Origin of the sequence: Pseudonocardia nematodicida, from assembly GCF_040105385.1 — a bacterium.
In the GTDB taxonomy this organism is placed as follows: Bacteria; Actinomycetota; Actinomycetes; order Mycobacteriales; family Pseudonocardiaceae; genus Pseudonocardia; species Pseudonocardia nematodicida.
In genome coordinates, this window is sequence record NZ_JBEDNQ010000001.1 from 400725 (window position 1) to 414883 (window position 14159).

13 protein-coding genes are annotated in these 14159 nt (G+C 74.2%); 8 read left to right on the forward strand and 5 right to left on the reverse strand.

Going from position 1 to position 14159, the window contains the following annotated elements:
• The first annotated feature begins 134 nt into the window (after nt 1-134).
• From WIS52_RS01840 to WIS52_RS01850, 3 genes are read left to right on the forward strand one after another with little or no spacing between them, the layout of a single operon-like run.
• Nucleotides 135-1847, forward strand: coding sequence for a class I mannose-6-phosphate isomerase (locus WIS52_RS01840; protein WP_349296286.1), 1713 nt, complete (start codon nt 135-137; stop codon nt 1845-1847).
• The gene (locus WIS52_RS01845; RefSeq protein ID WP_349296287.1) at nt 1844-2734 is read left to right on the forward strand and encodes an ROK family protein; all 891 of its coding nucleotides are present in this window, start codon (nt 1844-1846) and stop codon (nt 2732-2734) included. Before WIS52_RS01840 ends, WIS52_RS01845 begins: the two co-directional genes overlap by 4 nt.
• Nucleotides 2731-3768 carry a LacI family DNA-binding transcriptional regulator gene (locus tag WIS52_RS01850; RefSeq protein ID WP_349296288.1) on the forward strand — a complete coding sequence of 346 codons (1038 nt, stop codon included), beginning with the start codon at nt 2731-2733 and terminating at the stop codon, nt 3766-3768. Before WIS52_RS01845 ends, WIS52_RS01850 begins: the two co-directional genes overlap by 4 nt.
• On the opposite strand, the gene WIS52_RS01855 is transcribed toward WIS52_RS01850, so the two are convergent.
• The 3 genes from WIS52_RS01855 to WIS52_RS01865 form a co-directional block, all read right to left on the reverse strand.
• On the reverse strand, nt 3744-5045 hold the full coding sequence (locus WIS52_RS01855) for a DUF222 domain-containing protein (RefSeq protein WP_349296289.1): 1302 nt from the start codon (nt 5043-5045) through the stop codon (nt 3744-3746). The genes WIS52_RS01850 and WIS52_RS01855 overlap by 25 nt on opposite strands.
• Nucleotides 5046-5173: 128 nt before the next feature.
• On the reverse strand, nt 5174-6508 hold the full coding sequence (locus WIS52_RS01860; RefSeq protein WP_349296290.1) for a M20 family metallopeptidase: 1335 nt from the start codon (nt 6506-6508) through the stop codon (nt 5174-5176).
• On the reverse strand, nt 6505-7470 hold the full coding sequence (locus WIS52_RS01865; RefSeq protein ID WP_349296291.1) for a 5'-3' exonuclease: 966 nt from the start codon (nt 7468-7470) through the stop codon (nt 6505-6507). The genes WIS52_RS01860 and WIS52_RS01865 overlap by 4 nt, the downstream gene beginning before the upstream one ends.
• A 68-nt stretch (nt 7471-7538) precedes the next feature.
• Here WIS52_RS01865 and WIS52_RS01870 point away from each other — a divergent pair, with 68 nt between their 5' ends.
• The 5 genes from WIS52_RS01870 to WIS52_RS01890 all read left to right on the forward strand — a co-directional run bounded on the left by WIS52_RS01870 (nt 7539) and on the right by WIS52_RS01890 (nt 11884).
• Nucleotides 7539-8396 carry a GAF and ANTAR domain-containing protein gene (locus WIS52_RS01870; protein ID WP_349296292.1) on the forward strand — a complete coding sequence of 286 codons (858 nt, stop codon included), beginning with the start codon at nt 7539-7541 and terminating at the stop codon, nt 8394-8396.
• Between the two features lie 51 nt (nt 8397-8447).
• Nucleotides 8448-9575 carry a M24 family metallopeptidase gene (locus WIS52_RS01875; protein WP_349296293.1) on the forward strand — a complete coding sequence of 376 codons (1128 nt, stop codon included), beginning with the start codon at nt 8448-8450 and terminating at the stop codon, nt 9573-9575.
• 59 nt (nt 9576-9634) lie between these two features.
• Nucleotides 9635-9835 (forward strand): PspC domain-containing protein, encoded by a 201-nt coding sequence (locus WIS52_RS01880; RefSeq protein ID WP_349296294.1) that lies wholly within the window; start codon nt 9635-9637, stop codon nt 9833-9835.
• Nucleotides 9836-10050: 215 nt separating this feature from the next.
• Nucleotides 10051-10860 carry a PIG-L deacetylase family protein gene (locus tag WIS52_RS01885; RefSeq protein ID WP_349296295.1) on the forward strand — a complete coding sequence of 270 codons (810 nt, stop codon included), beginning with the start codon at nt 10051-10053 and terminating at the stop codon, nt 10858-10860.
• Nucleotides 10861-11068: 208 nt separating this feature from the next.
• Nucleotides 11069-11884, forward strand: a complete 816-nt coding sequence (locus tag WIS52_RS01890; RefSeq protein WP_349296296.1) for a polyprenol monophosphomannose synthase — start codon at nt 11069-11071, stop codon at nt 11882-11884.
• Here the strand turns inward: WIS52_RS01890 and WIS52_RS01895 are convergent.
• Both WIS52_RS01895 and WIS52_RS01900 read right to left on the reverse strand, forming a co-directional pair.
• Nucleotides 11881-13596 (reverse strand): DUF885 domain-containing protein, encoded by a 1716-nt coding sequence (locus tag WIS52_RS01895; RefSeq protein ID WP_349296297.1) that lies wholly within the window; start codon nt 13594-13596, stop codon nt 11881-11883. The genes WIS52_RS01890 and WIS52_RS01895 overlap by 4 nt on opposite strands.
• A gap of 82 nt (nt 13597-13678) precedes the next feature.
• The gene (locus WIS52_RS01900) at nt 13679-14020 is read right to left on the reverse strand and encodes an RNA polymerase-binding protein RbpA (protein ID WP_349296298.1); all 342 of its coding nucleotides are present in this window, start codon (nt 14018-14020) and stop codon (nt 13679-13681) included.
• Nucleotides 14021-14159: the final 139 nt, after the last annotated feature.

Genomic DNA, 14159 nt, shown 5'->3' on the forward strand with positions numbered 1-14159 from the left:
AGGCGCGGCATCGGACCTGGCTTGGCAGGACCATAGACAACGTTCCGTAACAGGGTCAAGGATGTTAACGTTAATGCTAACGTTCACACGGCCACCGATGGGTGGAACCGGTCGCTCAACGTGAGGATGGACGAGTGCACGACCTGCCCGCCCGCGACTACGAGGCGAACCCCTGCTATCCCGCCGTGGGCGGTGTGCCCGGGCTCGGATGGGACGCCGTGGCCGCGGCGCTGCCCGCCGGTCCCGGTGTCCTGGCCGTCGACGGCCCGGCCGTCCTGGGCTGGACGCCGGCGATCGACGAGCTGACCGCCGCGCTGCGCCGGCGCAACGTTGCGGTCACGCTGCTCGACGTCCGCTCGCACTGGGCGAGCTGGCCCGCGATCGTCGAGCGCACCGGGGCGCCGGAACTGCGCGACGACCCGCACTTCGACCGGCTCGCCACCGGCACCCTGGACGTCCTGTTCGACGAGCTGCCCACCCCGCAGCGACCGGAGGAGGGCGTGCTCGTGGTCTTCGGGCCCGGTGCCGCACTGGTCGCCCACGACGTGCTCTGGTACGCAGACCTGCCCAAGCGCTACGCCGAGGCCGCGGTGACCGACGGGTCCGCGCGCAACCTGGGCCAGTGCGCGGACGACGGCCCGCCGACCACCAAGCGCCTGTTCTACATCGACTGGCCGCTGCTCGACGCGCACCGGGACGCCGTCGCCGGCGACCTGGACCGCTGGATCGACTGCCAGGACCCGCGGCACCCGGCCTCGCTGGACGGCGACGCGCTGCGCTCCACACTGGACCGGCTGGCCGGCCGTCCGTTCCGGACCCGCCCGACGTTCAACACGACGTCCTGGGGCGGGCACTGGGCGCAGAAGGAGCTGGGCCACAACCCGGAGGCCCGCAACACCGCGCTCGGCTACGAGCTGATCGCCCCGGAGAGCGGCGTGCTCGTCGGCACCGCGGAGGCCGCGCTCGAGATCCCGTTCCAGCTGGTCGTGGCCCAGCACCCGGAGCGGGTGATGGGACAGCAGGTGCACGAGCGCTTCGGCACGTCGTTCCCGATCCGGTTCGACTACCTCGACACGGTCGGCGGCGGGAACCTGTCGGTGCACTGCCACCCGCAGGAGACCTACATGCGGGAGACCTTCGGCTGGCCCTACACCCAGCACGAGACCTACTACCTGATGGTCGGGGGAGAGGAGAACACGGTCTTCCTCGGCCTGCAGGGCGACGTCGACGTCGACGCGTTCCACCGGGACGCCCACCTGGCCCGCGACCACGGCCAGGAGCTCGACATCGAGGCCTACGTGCGCACCTTCCCGGCGACCGAGCACCAGCTGTTCGTCATCCCGGCCGGGACCCCGCACGGCAGCGGGGAGGGCAACGTCGTGCTGGAGGTCAGTGCGACGCCGTACCTGTACTCGCTGCGGTTCTACGACTGGCTGCGCCGCGACGCCGACGGCAGCCAGCGCCCGACGCCTCTCGAGCACGCGTTCGGCAACCTGAGCACCCATCGCACCGGCGACGCCGTCGCCGACGACCTGGTGCAGGAGCCCCGTCCGATCCGGAAGGGGGACGGCTGGGTCGAGGAGATGATCGGCGCGCTGCCCGAGATGTTCTTCGAGGTGCGGCGGCTGGTGCTCGACGGCGACGAGCCGGTCGACGACGATGCGGGGGACCGGTTCCATCTGCTCAACGTCGTCGAGGGGGACGGGGTGGTGATCGAGACCGCGGACGGGCACGTGCACGACCTGGCCTACGCGGAGACGATCGTCGTCCCGGCCGCCGCCGGCGCCTACCGGCTGCGCCGCACCGGCCGGGGCCGGGTCCGCCTGGTCAAGTCCCTGGTCCCGTGACCGTCCCGGTCCTGGAGATCGGGGGCACCCACGTGACGGCGGCCCTGGTCGACCCGGAGGCCGCCCGGGTGCTCGACTCGCTCCGCCGGCCGTTGCACGCCGAGGCCCCGGCCGGCGAGATCGTCGGCGACCTCGTGGCCTGCGCCGCCGGGCTCGGGCCGGCGGTGGCTGATCACTGGGGTGTCGCGATCCCCGGCCCGTTCGACTACGAGCGGGGAGTCGGCCTGTTCAGCGGGGTGGCGAAGTTCGAAGGGCTGCACGGCGTCGACCTGCGCGCCGCGCTGCTGCCGCGGCTCCCCGGCGGTCCCACGGAGATCACCTTCCTCAACGACGCCCACGCGTTCGCCCTCGGCGAATGGGTGCGGTGCGGAGCACCGCGCCGGATGGTGGGCATCACGTTGGGCACGGGTGTGGGCGGCGCGTTCCTCGCCGACGGCGTCGCGGTCCGCAGTGGACCGGAGGTGCCGCCCGGAGGCGTCGTGCACCTGCTCACCCACGCCGGACGGCCGCTGGAGGACACCGTGTCCCGGCGCGCGCTGCGCCGCACCTACGCGGCGGTGTCCGGGAACCTCGACGCCGACGTGCACGAGATCGCCGAGGCCGCCCGCGCCGGGGATCCGGTCGCCCGGACGGTGTTCGACGACGCCTTCCGCGCCCTCGGCTCGGTGCTGGCCCCCTGGCTGGAGCGGTTCTGTGCGTCCACTGTGGTGGTCGGTGGGTCGGTCGCGGGATCGTGGGACCTGGTCGCCGGGCCGCTCCGGGCGGGGCTCGATCTGCCCGGTGTGGACCTCGTCCGGGCCCGCCACCTGCACGATGCGGCTCTGCTCGGGGCCGCCTGGCACACTCGGCGAGACTCCGACGACAACATCCCTGGTGCACGACGATGACCGAGCCCGAGACCGCGCCCCGCCGGGCCGCCCCCTCGACCTTGCGGGAGGTCGGCCTGCGGGCCGGGGTGAGCGCGATGACGGTGTCGCGTGCACTCAAGGACGACCCACGGGTCGCTCCGGAGACCAAGCAGAGGGTGCGGGAGGCGGCCGCGGAGCTCGGCTACCGCCGCAACGAGATGGCGCGGAGCCTCCGGATGGGACGCACCAGCGGGATGGTCGGCCTGGTCGTGACGAACCTGGCCAACCCGTTCTACTCGCAGATGGCTCTCGGGGCCGAGGAGGTCGTCGCCGAGCGGGGGATGAAGGTCGTCCTGAGCAACACCGACGACGACGAGGCCCGGGAACGCGAGGTCGTCGACGACCTCGCCGCGCGCCGGGTCGACGGCATGATCGTCGTCCCGGCCGGGCGGGAGCAGGCGCACCTGGGCCCGGGCCCGCTGAGCGGGCTGCCGGTGGTGCTGGCCGCCCGGCCGCCGTCGGGGGTCGTCGCCGACTGTGCGGTGCTCGACGACGTCGGCGGTACCCGGGAGGCGATCGCGCGGCTCGTCGCCGACGGCCACCGGCGGATCGGGTTCCTCGGGCCGTCCGCGACCTGGACGAGCGACGAGCGGTTGCGGGGATACCGGTCCGTGCTCGGCGAGGCCGGGATCGCCGTCGATGCGCGCTTGGAACGCTGCAGCCAGCGCGATGTGCCGTCCGCCGAGCGGGCCGCCGCGGAGCTGCTCGATCTTCCCGACCCGCCGACCGCGATCTTCGGTGCGAACAGCCGCAACACCATCGGCGCCTACCGGGCCATCCGGCGGGCCGGCCGCACCGGCGTCGCGCTGTCCGGGTTCGACGACTTCGACCTGGCCGACATGCTCGAGGTCCCGCTGACCGTCGTCGCCTACGACCCGGGGGACATGGGCCGAGCGGCCGCCCGGCTGCTCCTGGACCGGATCGACGAGCGTCCGGGCGCGGACAGCTCGGAGCCCCGCCGGGTCGTGGTCCCCACCCGGATCGTGAGCTACCCGGGCGGTGCGTTCGGGTAGGTGTGCCCGGTGGGCGTGGTCGTCTGCACGCCGTCGGGGGTGTGTTCGACGGTCCATCCGGGTTGTTCGCGCAGGTAGTTGTGGAACTCGCAGGTCCCGCGGCCCTGGTCGAGGCTGGTTCTGCCGTGGTCTTCGACCCGGGTGATGTGGTCGATGTGGCGGATGGGGGCGTCGCAGTAGGCCTCGGTGCAGCGGTTGCGGGAGCGGGCGCGGATGAGTTCGTCGAGGAAGCCGGTGAAGTTCCGTTTCCGCTGCTCGCCGCCGATCACGATGCCGGCTGTGGTGATCAGCCGGCGTAGTGTCTTGCGGCCCTTGGTGGTGGCGAGGATCTCGGCCGGGACGGGCCCGTAGCCGGGGATCTCGGCGGGGAGTGGGGATTCGGGGTCGATCAGTGCCTCGACCGGGATCATGACCTGGACGTGCAGGTCGATGTCGGTGGCGTGGGTCTTGCCGGTGAGGCGTTCGACGAGGGTGTCGGCCATGACCTGCCCACGCGTGCGGGTCAGCGGTTCGGGGCTGACCGAGAGGTCGCGGTGGGCCTTGTCCAACGCGGCCACGCAGCCGACGGCCTGCTCGACGGGCAGGTGCGCGGTCAGGAACGCCATCCCGTCCGCGGCGGGGCGCACGGTGACCCGGCGCGTCTTCTTCGCCGCCTCGCAGCGCTTGGCGAAGTCGGCGGGGGCGATCTCGGCGACCAGCCGCCGGGCCAGATCCCGCAGCCGCCCGATCCCGAGCCGGGTCAGGTCGTGCTCGGCGAGGCGCCGGTCGAGTTCGGCGCGCTGGTCGGGGGTCAGGGTGTCGGCGGCGATGACGATCGCCGAGACCTTGTCGGCATCCAGCTCCCCGGCGAGGAACAAGCTGTGCAGGTGGTCGAATCCGTTGTGCAGGTCCCGGGCGACGCGCATCCGGGTGCGGCCCTGGTGGACCGAGGTGCGGCAGGCGAGGGCGATCTGGGCGGCGACGCTCTGTTCGAGCTTGTCCGGGTCGAGTGTCTCGGCGGCCTGGGCGCCGGCGGTGTCGATGCGCGCGGCGACGTGGGTGCGTGCGAAGTCGTGGGCGGTGTCGTGCAGGGCGGCGTCGAGCCGGTTGAGCTGGGTCTTCAGTCGGCGGATCCGGTCGATCCGCTCCGGATCGGAGCGCCCGGCGCTGGCCGAGGCCAGCAGCCGGTCCAGGGCCGCTTCGACGAAGACCAGGTCGAGGTCACCGTCGGGGAACGCGGGCAGCTCCTCCTCGTCCGGGTCGAGTGCCCAGATCGGGGGTTCGAGGAGCGCGGTCATACGCCCCATCCTACTCGAACACGTGTTCGCCGTCACGCAATCCCCGGAGAAGTTTGCGATCGCAAATACGGCCTGACCTGGGCAGCGGAGACCCGCACGCGCTCCCACGGACGGCCCCCGGCGGCGGCTCAGTCGAAGTAGCCCGGCACGTCCACCGGCCCGCCCGCCTCGGCGAATTCGGCCGCCACCGCGTCGCGCAACCCGGCGTCGTGCACGAGATCGGCCACCACCGACGCCAGCCCGGCCGCCCCGTCGACCACCGCCCGGTCCCCGCCCGGACCGCCGGCGGCCTCGGCGAAGCCGGTGGTGTGCAACGCCGTCCCCGGCTCCGCGATCGCGATCATCGGGTGGATCGCCGGGATCCGCATCGAGACGTTGCCCAGGTCGGTCGAGCCGGTCTCGGAATCCGGGATCACCCCGCGCGGGTAGACCGTCCGGCCCCGCTCGGCCTGGTGCACCGCCCAGCGCGCGGCGAGCGCCCGGTTGTGCCGGATCGGCAGGTAGGCCGGCTTCGGGTCCCAGGTCAGGGTGTACCCGCACCCGGTCATCGCGGCCGCGCCGACCGCGATCGCCTCCACGCGGGTGGTCATGTCCCGCAACGACTCCGGGTCCTGCGAGCGCAGGTAGTAGCGGGCCGACGCGCGTTCGGGCACCACGTTCGGCGCCTGCCCGCCGTCGGTGATGATGCCGTGGATCCGGTCGGCGTCGGGAAGGTGCTGGCGCATCATCGCCACCCCCTGGTAGCCGAGCACGACGGCGTCGAGGGCGTTGCGTCCCCGGTGCGGCTGGGCCGAGGCGTGCGCGGCGATGCCGTGGTACACCACGTCGAGCTGGCGACGCCCGAGGAACGGGTGGTCGGCGACGTCGTGCGCGAACGGGTGCAGCATCACCGCGGCGTCGACACCGTCGAACGCGCCGTCGCGGGCCATCGTCTCCTTGCCGCCGCCGCCCTCCTCGGCCGGCGTGCCGAGCAGCAGCACGGTCGCGTCCTCGGCGGCGAGGGTCCGGGCCAGCGCGAGGAACGCCCCGACCCCGGCGGCGCAGATGACGTTGTGCCCGCAGGCGTGCCCGATCCCGGGCAGTGCGTCGTACTCGGCGAGCACCGCGACGGTGTAGTCGCCGGAGCCGGCCGATGCCCGCAACGCGGTGTCCAGGCCGTGCACGCCGATCTCGCACGCGATCCCGTGCCGCTCCAGCAGGTCGGCGACGGCCGCGGCCGCCCGGTGCTCGGTGAAGGCGGTCTCCGGGTCGGCGTGCAGGCTGTGCGAGAGCTCCAGCAGCTCGCCGGAGAGTGACTCGACGGCGCCGGTGACCGCCGTCCGCACCGGTTCCGGCGCCCCGTCGTACGGCGAGGTGATCGGCTCCGCGGCCGCCGCGAGATCCGCGGTCCGGCGGGCGACGGCGTCGTCGTGCGCATCGCTCGGCGGGACCGGCGAGGCGGTGTCGGGGTCGGTCTGCGTCACGTCGCTCCCGCCAGCGCCTTCCGCAGCCGCGCCACCGACGACTCCAGCCCCCAGCGCTCCGCGAGCTCGTCGAGCCGATCGGGGTCGGCGGGGGAGGCCGGCAGCACGGTGTCACGATCCAGCTCGACCGGCGCGTCGGTCACCACCCGCACCACCGGTTCGACGACGGCGAGGTAGTCGCCCGCCGCCGTGAGCTTCGCCCTGACCCCGGCCGCCATCCGGGCGTCGGAGGCGTCGGACACCGCGGCCACCAGCTCGTCCCACGAGCCGTACCGGCCCACCAGCGTCGCCGCGGTCTTCTCCCCGACACCCGGGACGCCGGGCAGGCCGTCGGACGGGTCGCCGCGCAGCATCGCCATCTCCGCGTACGCCGCGCCGGCCCGGTCGCGGGGCACGCCGTACTTCGCGGCCACCTCGCCGACCCCGCAGTTCTCGGCCTTGTTCAGCCCGCGCCCGATGTAGAGCAGGCGAACACCCGGCCCGGTGTCCCGCACGATCTGCATCAGGTCCCGGTCACCGGACACGGCCAGCACCGGATCGGTGTCCTCGCGGTGGGCCAGCGTGCCGATGACGTCGTCGGCCTCGTGGCCCTCGGCACCGCCGGTGGCGATCCCGGCCGCCGCCAGCACCTCCATGATCACCGGGACCTGCGGGGCGAGGGTGTCCGGCACCTCCTCGGGCACGCCGGCCGGCACCGCGTCGGCGGCCCGCGCCTCCTCCACCCGGTGCGCCTTGTACGACGGCAGCGCCGCCACCCGGAACGCCGGACGCCAGTCCAGGTCCAGGCACGCCACCAGCCGCACCGGCCGGTGCTCGGTCACCAGCCGCGAGATCATGTCGGTGAACCCGCGCACCGCGTTGACCGGCGTGCCGTCCGGGGCGGTGATCGACTCCGGCACCCCGTAGAAGGCACGGAAGTACATGCTCGCGGAATCGAGCAGCATCAACGGGCGGTCGCTCATGGCCGGTCAGTCTGGCAGGCCGGGGTCGGCCGGCGGCGCCGTGGACGGCGAGTTGGCATGATGTCGGGGTGCAGCACAGTGACACCGCGCGCGCCGACGAGACCACGGGCACCGATCCGGCCGAGCTCGCGTGGGCCGAGGAGCGCTCACGGTTCGTGACGGCCGAGAACGGTTCCGGACACGCCGAGGACGACATCCCGGTCGCCGGACCGCTCGCGGCAGAGTTCGGCGCGCTCACCGCGGCGTTGCTGGCCGCCGGCTCCGTCGGCGACGTCCTCGCCCGCGTGGTGGCCGCCGCACGGCGGGTCGTTCCCGGTGCGGACCTGGTCAGCGTCACGCTGCGGGACCCCGAGGGCGGGTTCCACACCCCGATCGAGACGGGCCCGGAGGCCTCGTCGATCGACGAGGCGCAGTACCGCAGCGGGCGCGGTCCCTGTGTCGAGTCCGCCCGTCCGGACGGCCCGGCGCTGGCCCTGTCCGACGACCTGCGCAACGACGACGACCGCTGGCCCGAGTTCGCCGCCGAGTCGGTGCGGTACGGCTACCTGTCGATCCTGGCCTGCTCGCTGGTCCCGGACTGCCGGCCGCCGCAGCTGCCCGGCGCGCTGAACGTCTACGCCCGCGCCGCCGGGGCCTTCACCCCCGACGACCGGGACCGGCTCCTGCTGCTGTCCACGCACGCGTCGCTGGCGCTGGCGAACTGCGCCGCGGTGTCGGCAACGCAGCTGCAGGAGACCCAGCTCCGCGAGGCCATCGCCTCCCGGGACGTGATCGGGCAGGCCAAGGGGATCCTGATGGCCCGCCGCGGCCTGTCCGCGGACCAGGCGTTCGACGTGCTGCGCCGCACCTCCCAGGACCTCAACGTCAAGCTCGTCCAGCTGGCCGGGACGGTCACCGCGAACCCCACGGCGCTCGACCGGGAGTAGGCGTCCGGGTGGCGGTCGCACACGCCCCGTGTCCGCCTACGCTCCCCGGACATGACCGACGCCGTCCCCACCGCGCTGCTCGCCGACCGGCTGCGCCGCGCGGGAGAGCACGCGAGCGCGCAGGGCACCGACGTGCTGCTGCTGACCCCGGGCACCGACCTGCGCTACCTGACCGGCTTCACCGGCTCGTCGCACGAGCGGCTGACCTGCCTGGTCGTCCCCGCCGCGGGCCACCGCGCCCCGCCCGCCCTGGTGACGCCCGCACTGGAGGCGCCCGGGTTCACGGGAGTCCCGCTGGACGCCCTGGGCGTCGAGCTCGTCACCTGGACCGATGGCGAGGACCCCTACCTGCTGGTCAGCGACCTGGCCGGCGGACCCACCCGGATCGCGGTCGACGACGACATGGCCGCCCGGCACGTGCTGGGCCTGCGGGCGGCGTTCCCGGACGTCCCGCAGACCCTGGGCGGGGCCGTGCTGCGCGAGCTGCGGATGCGCAAGGACACCGGTGAGATCGACCGGCTGCGCGCCGCCGGCGCGGCGATCGACCGGGTGCACGCCCGGATGGGCGAGTTCCTCCGCCCGGGCCGCACCGAGGCCGAGGCCGGCGCGGACATCACCGCGGCGATCCTCGCGGAGGGCCACACCGAGGCCGCGTTCGTGATCGTCGGCTCGGGCCCGAACGGGGCCAGCCCGCACCACAGCGTCTCCGACCGGGTGATCGAGCCGGGCGACGTCGTCGTCGTCGACATCGGCGGGCCGATGCCCGGCGGGTACAACTCGGACTGCACCCGGACCTACGCCGTCGGCGGCGAGCCCGGACCCGAGGTGAAGGAGACCTACGCCGCGCTGCAGGAGGCGCAGGACCGCGCCGTCGCCGCCGTCCGGCCGGGTGCGACCGCGGCCGAGATCGACCGGACCGCGCGGGCGCACATCGCCGCCGCCGGGCACGGGGAGCACTTCATCCACCGCACCGGGCACGGCATCGGGCTCGACGTGCATGAGGAGCCCTACATCGTCGACGGCAACGACCTGGTGCTCGAGCCGGGCATGGCGTTCAGCGTCGAGCCGGGCATCTACCAGGCCGGCAGGTGGGGCGCCCGGATCGAGGACATCGTCGTCGTCACCGACGACGGCGTGGAGCGGCTCAACACCAACCCGCGCGACCTCGTCGTCCTCTAGGGGGACCCTCCGGGGTGTCCCGGAGGACACCGAGCCGCCGGAGGCGCCAGGATGGGCACATGACTACTCCGCAGTCCCGTTCCCTCGTCCGCCCGCGCAACGGGGGAGTGATCGCCGGGGTGTGCGCCGGGATCGGGGACCGGTTCGGCATGAGCCGCAACCTGGTCCGGTTCCTCTTCCTGCTGTCCTGCCTGCTGCCCGGCCCGCAGTTCGTGGCCTACCTCGTGCTGTGGTTCATCATGCCGAAGGCCGACTACTGACCGTCCGACACGCCGTCGCGGGGCCGGTCGAGCCCCGCGACGGCCGGTCTGCCATCATGTGCCGCGTGATCGCCCCGACGACCGCCGCCGCCCTCGTGGCCGGGTGTTGCTGTCGTCCGGGTCCGTGCCCGCGCGGCTGACCGCCCCTTCGATTCCGCGCAGGGCACCGACCCGTTCCGGTGTCCCCGTTCCTCCCCGCGGAAGCGATCGCACACGTGCACACCCCCGACCTGTCCGGCGAGACCGTCCTCGCCCTGCACGCCCACCCCGACGACGAGTCGATCTTCACCGGCGTGACCCTGCGCCGGCTCGCCGATGCCGGCGCCCGCGTCGTGCTCGTCCTGGCCACCGGCGGTGACCTCGGCGGCTCCCGCCTCCCGCTGGCACCCGGCGAGCGGGTCCCGGACCGGCGCCGGCGCGAGCTCGAGGAGGCCGCCGGGCTGCTGGGCGTGTCCCGTCTGGTGCTGCTCGGCCACCGCGACTCCGGGCTCCCGGGCGGGCCCGGCACCACCCATCCCCGCGCGCTGGCCGCCGCCGACCCGCTGGCCCTGGGCCGCGCGGTCGCCGGGATCGTCGACGACGAGGGCGCCGGCACCGTGATCCACGACGACGACGCCGGCATCTACGGCCACCCCGACCACCGCGCCGCGCACGCCGCCGGCGCGCTCGCCTGCGACCTGACCGGCGCCACCGGCTACCGGATGACCGTCGACCGCGAGCACCTCGCGCTCAGTGCCCGCGACCGGCACCTGGTGCACGGCGCCGCCCGCGCCGCGGGGGTGGCCTACGGGCGGGTCACCGCCGAGATCGCGGTCGCCGTCACCGGCTCGGACGACGACCTCGCCGTCAAGCGGGCCGCGATGTTGGCACACGCGAGCCAGATCGACCCGGCCGCGGTGCCCGCCGACGGGTTCGCCGCCGCCTACGGCCACGAGTGGTTCCTGCGCGACCCCCGCGACGGGCGGGGGGCGCCCGGCGTCATCGATGCGCTGGGCAACGCTCACCTGCTCGCCGGCGCCCGCTGATCGCGGGTCCCGCGCCGTTCACCACCGACGGTGACGGCCCGTCCCCGCGCTGTGTCCGGTGGGGACGCAGCCGATCCGGGCAGCCGACTAGGCTGTCCGGGGCGTCCCTTCCGCGTGCGACGGGCGCCGGAAGTAGGGTCGTCCGGTCGAGCTGCACGGGCCGGGGCGCGAAGCCTGCGGAGCCGCGCATCGGTAGGGAAGGACGAGAATGGCGCAACCACCGGGGCCGGTCCTGGTCGTCGTCCCGACGTACGACGAGCGGGAGAACCTCGGCCCGGCGATCGCGCGGCTGCACGCCGCCGTCGCCGACGCCGACGTCCTGGTGGTCGACGACGCCAGCCCGGACGGCACCGGTGAGCTGGCCGACGAGCTCGCCGCGGGCGACGAGCGCATCCGGGTGCTGCACCGTCCCGGCAAGGACGGGCTCGGCGCGGCCTACCTGGACGGTTTCCGGCACGCGCTGACCGGCGAGCACCAGGTCGTCGTCGAGATGGACGCCGATGGCTCACACGCCCCCGAGGACCTTCCCGCGCTGCTCGCCGCCCTGGCCGACGCCGACGTGGTGCTCGGTTCCCGCTACGTCCCGGGCGGCCGGGTGGTGAACTGGCCGTGGCACCGCGAGATGCTCTCCCGCGGCGGCAACCTCTACTCCCGGCTCGCGCTGGGCGTCCCGATCCGGGACATCACCGGCGGGTACCGCGTCTTCCGCCGGTCGGTCCTCGAGCACCTGCAGCTCGACACCGTGGCCTCGCAGGGCTACTGCTTCCAGGTCGACATGGCCTGGCGCGCGGTCCGCGCCGGGTTCCGGGTCCGTGAGGTGCCGATCACCTTCACCGAGCGTGAGCACGGCGACTCGAAGATGAGCGGGCGGATCGTCGCCGAGGCGCTGTGGCGGGTGTCCTGCTGGGGGATGGCCCACCGCGTGGGCCGCGGCGTCCCGGCGCCCGGCCGCGTCGTCGCACGGAACGTGGAGCCCGCGGAGAACGCCGGGAACGCCGGGAACGCCGGGCAGGCGCACCCCTAGAGGGCGGCCAGCTCACCGACCAGGTCGTCGAGCCCGAGCGAGCCCTGGGCGAGCGCGGCGGCGTGCCAGGCGGCGAGGTCGAACTCCCGGCCCTGCGCGACGTGCGCGGCGCGGGCCCGTTCCCGGCCGTCCAGCCAGGCCCGCTGGCCGAGCTTGTAGCCGATGGCCTGGCCCGGACCACCGAGGTAGCGCAGGAGCTCCGAGTCGGCCATCGCGTCGCCCCCGCCGACGTGGCGTCCGAAGAACTCGCGGCCGAGCTCGGGCGTCCAGCGCCCGCCGGCTCCGACCGGGGAGTCGGCGGGGATCGGCAGCGACAGGTGCATCCCGATGTCGATCACCACGCGGACCGCGCGCAGCATCTGCCCGTTGAGGTAGCCCAGCCGCGAGCCCGGGTCGGGGAAGTGACCGAGCTCGTCCATGAGCTGCTCGGCGTAGAGCGCCCAGCCCTCGATGTTCGCGCTGACGCCGCCGACCACCGTCGCCTGGTACGTCGACAGCTCCTCGGCGCGCAGCGCCCAGGAGGCCAGCTGCAGGTGGTGGCCCGGGACGCCCTCGTGGTACCAGGTGCTGATCAGGCTCCACATCGGATAGCGGTCGTCCGGGGTGGCGGGCAGCCAGGTCCGGCCCGGCCGGCTGAAGTCGAGCGAGGGCACCGTGTAGTAGGGCGCGGCCGCGCTGCCGGCCGGGGCCAGCATCGATTCCACCTCGCGGATCGGCCCAGAGAGGTCGAACTGGGTGCCGTCCAGCGCGCCGATCGCCCCGTCCATGATCTTCTGGAGGTGCTCGCGGGCCGCCTCGCCGCCCTCGACCACACCGGACTCCCCGCCGTCGGCGTCCAGGAAGGCCATCGCCTCGGCGATCGTGGCCCCGGGCCGGACCCGGTCCGCCTCGGCGGTCATCTCGGCGTGCAGCCGGCGGAACTCCGACCAGCCCCACTCGTAGGCCTCGCCGGGGTCGATCTCGGTCCCGTTCCAGTAGCGGGCCGCGATCCGGTAGCGGTCGGCCCCGACACCGTCCGGGGTGCCGTGGGCGGCGGGCAGGTACTCGTCGCGCAGCCAGTCCCGCAGCCCGGCCAGTGCCCCGGCCGCGGCGGCGGCGCCGTTGTCGAGGTCGGCCCGCAGCGCCGGGCCGACCTGCGCGGGCGCGGTGAAGGCGGCGAACCAGCCGCGCCCGCCGGCGTCGGCGAGCCAGGTGTCGAGCTGCCGGACGACGCCCTCGACCTGGCGGGGTGCGGCGTGCATCCCGCGCCGGGCGCCCTCGGCCAGGCTCGCGCGGTAGCCGTCGAGGGCGGCCGGGAGCCGGCCGGCACGGGCGGCGACGGTGGCCCAGTCCGCCTCGTCGGCGACCGGCATGAGGGTGAAGGCGGTGCGCATCGCGGCGACCGGGCTGAACAGCTCCTGCACCGTGCGCAGCGGCTCGCCGGCCTCGGAGTGTGCGAGCTCGGCGCCGAGGCGCTCGCGGAGCAGCCGTGCGCAGCGGCGCTCGTCGGGATCAGCGGGTTCGCCGGCGGCGGTGAGCGCGGCCAGCTGCTCCAGGGTGTCGCGGTGCACGGCGTCGCCGGCGGCGATGCCGTCGGGGGAGAGGTCGGGGAGCTGGTCCTGCCGGGCGGTCCAGCCGAGACTCCCGGCGAGGATCGGGTCGAGCTCGGCGAGGCGGCGGACGTGGTCGTCGGCGAGGTCGCGGACGGCGCGGGCGGTGGGATCGGCGTTCATCGCCGATCATCATGCCCCGCACACACGACGGAGCCCGGACCCATCTCGGGTCCGGGCTCCGTGGCACCGGTGTCCGCGCCGGTCAGGCGATCTCGGCCCGCCGCTCGCGCAGCATCTCGAGGCGCTCGTTGAGCAGCTCCTCGAGCTCGGCGATCGAACGCCGCTCGAGCAGCATGTCCCAGTGCGTACGCGGGGGCTTCTGCTTCTTCTGGTCCGGCTCGGTCCCGTCGACCCGGCGGCCGAGGCCGCCCTGTGGCGACTCCCAGGTCGCCGGCGGCTCGGCGTCGTTCGCGAACGGCACCTGGAACTCGTGACCGGAGTCGGACACATAACGGACCATCTGCCGCGGCGCCAGGTCGTGGTTGCGGTCGGTCTCGTAGCTGACAGCCCCGAGCCGGCTGCCACGCAGAACGCGGTCGGCCATGCGTCGTCACCCTCCTTGCGATCTGTCGAGGCCGTGGCCTCGACGGTTACGTCGCCGCCACCGGGTGTAACGTTCGTGGAGCTACGCTATTCCGGCTGCGACCGGGCGCGATCACCTTCGGTTCATCTACCCGGAGGTA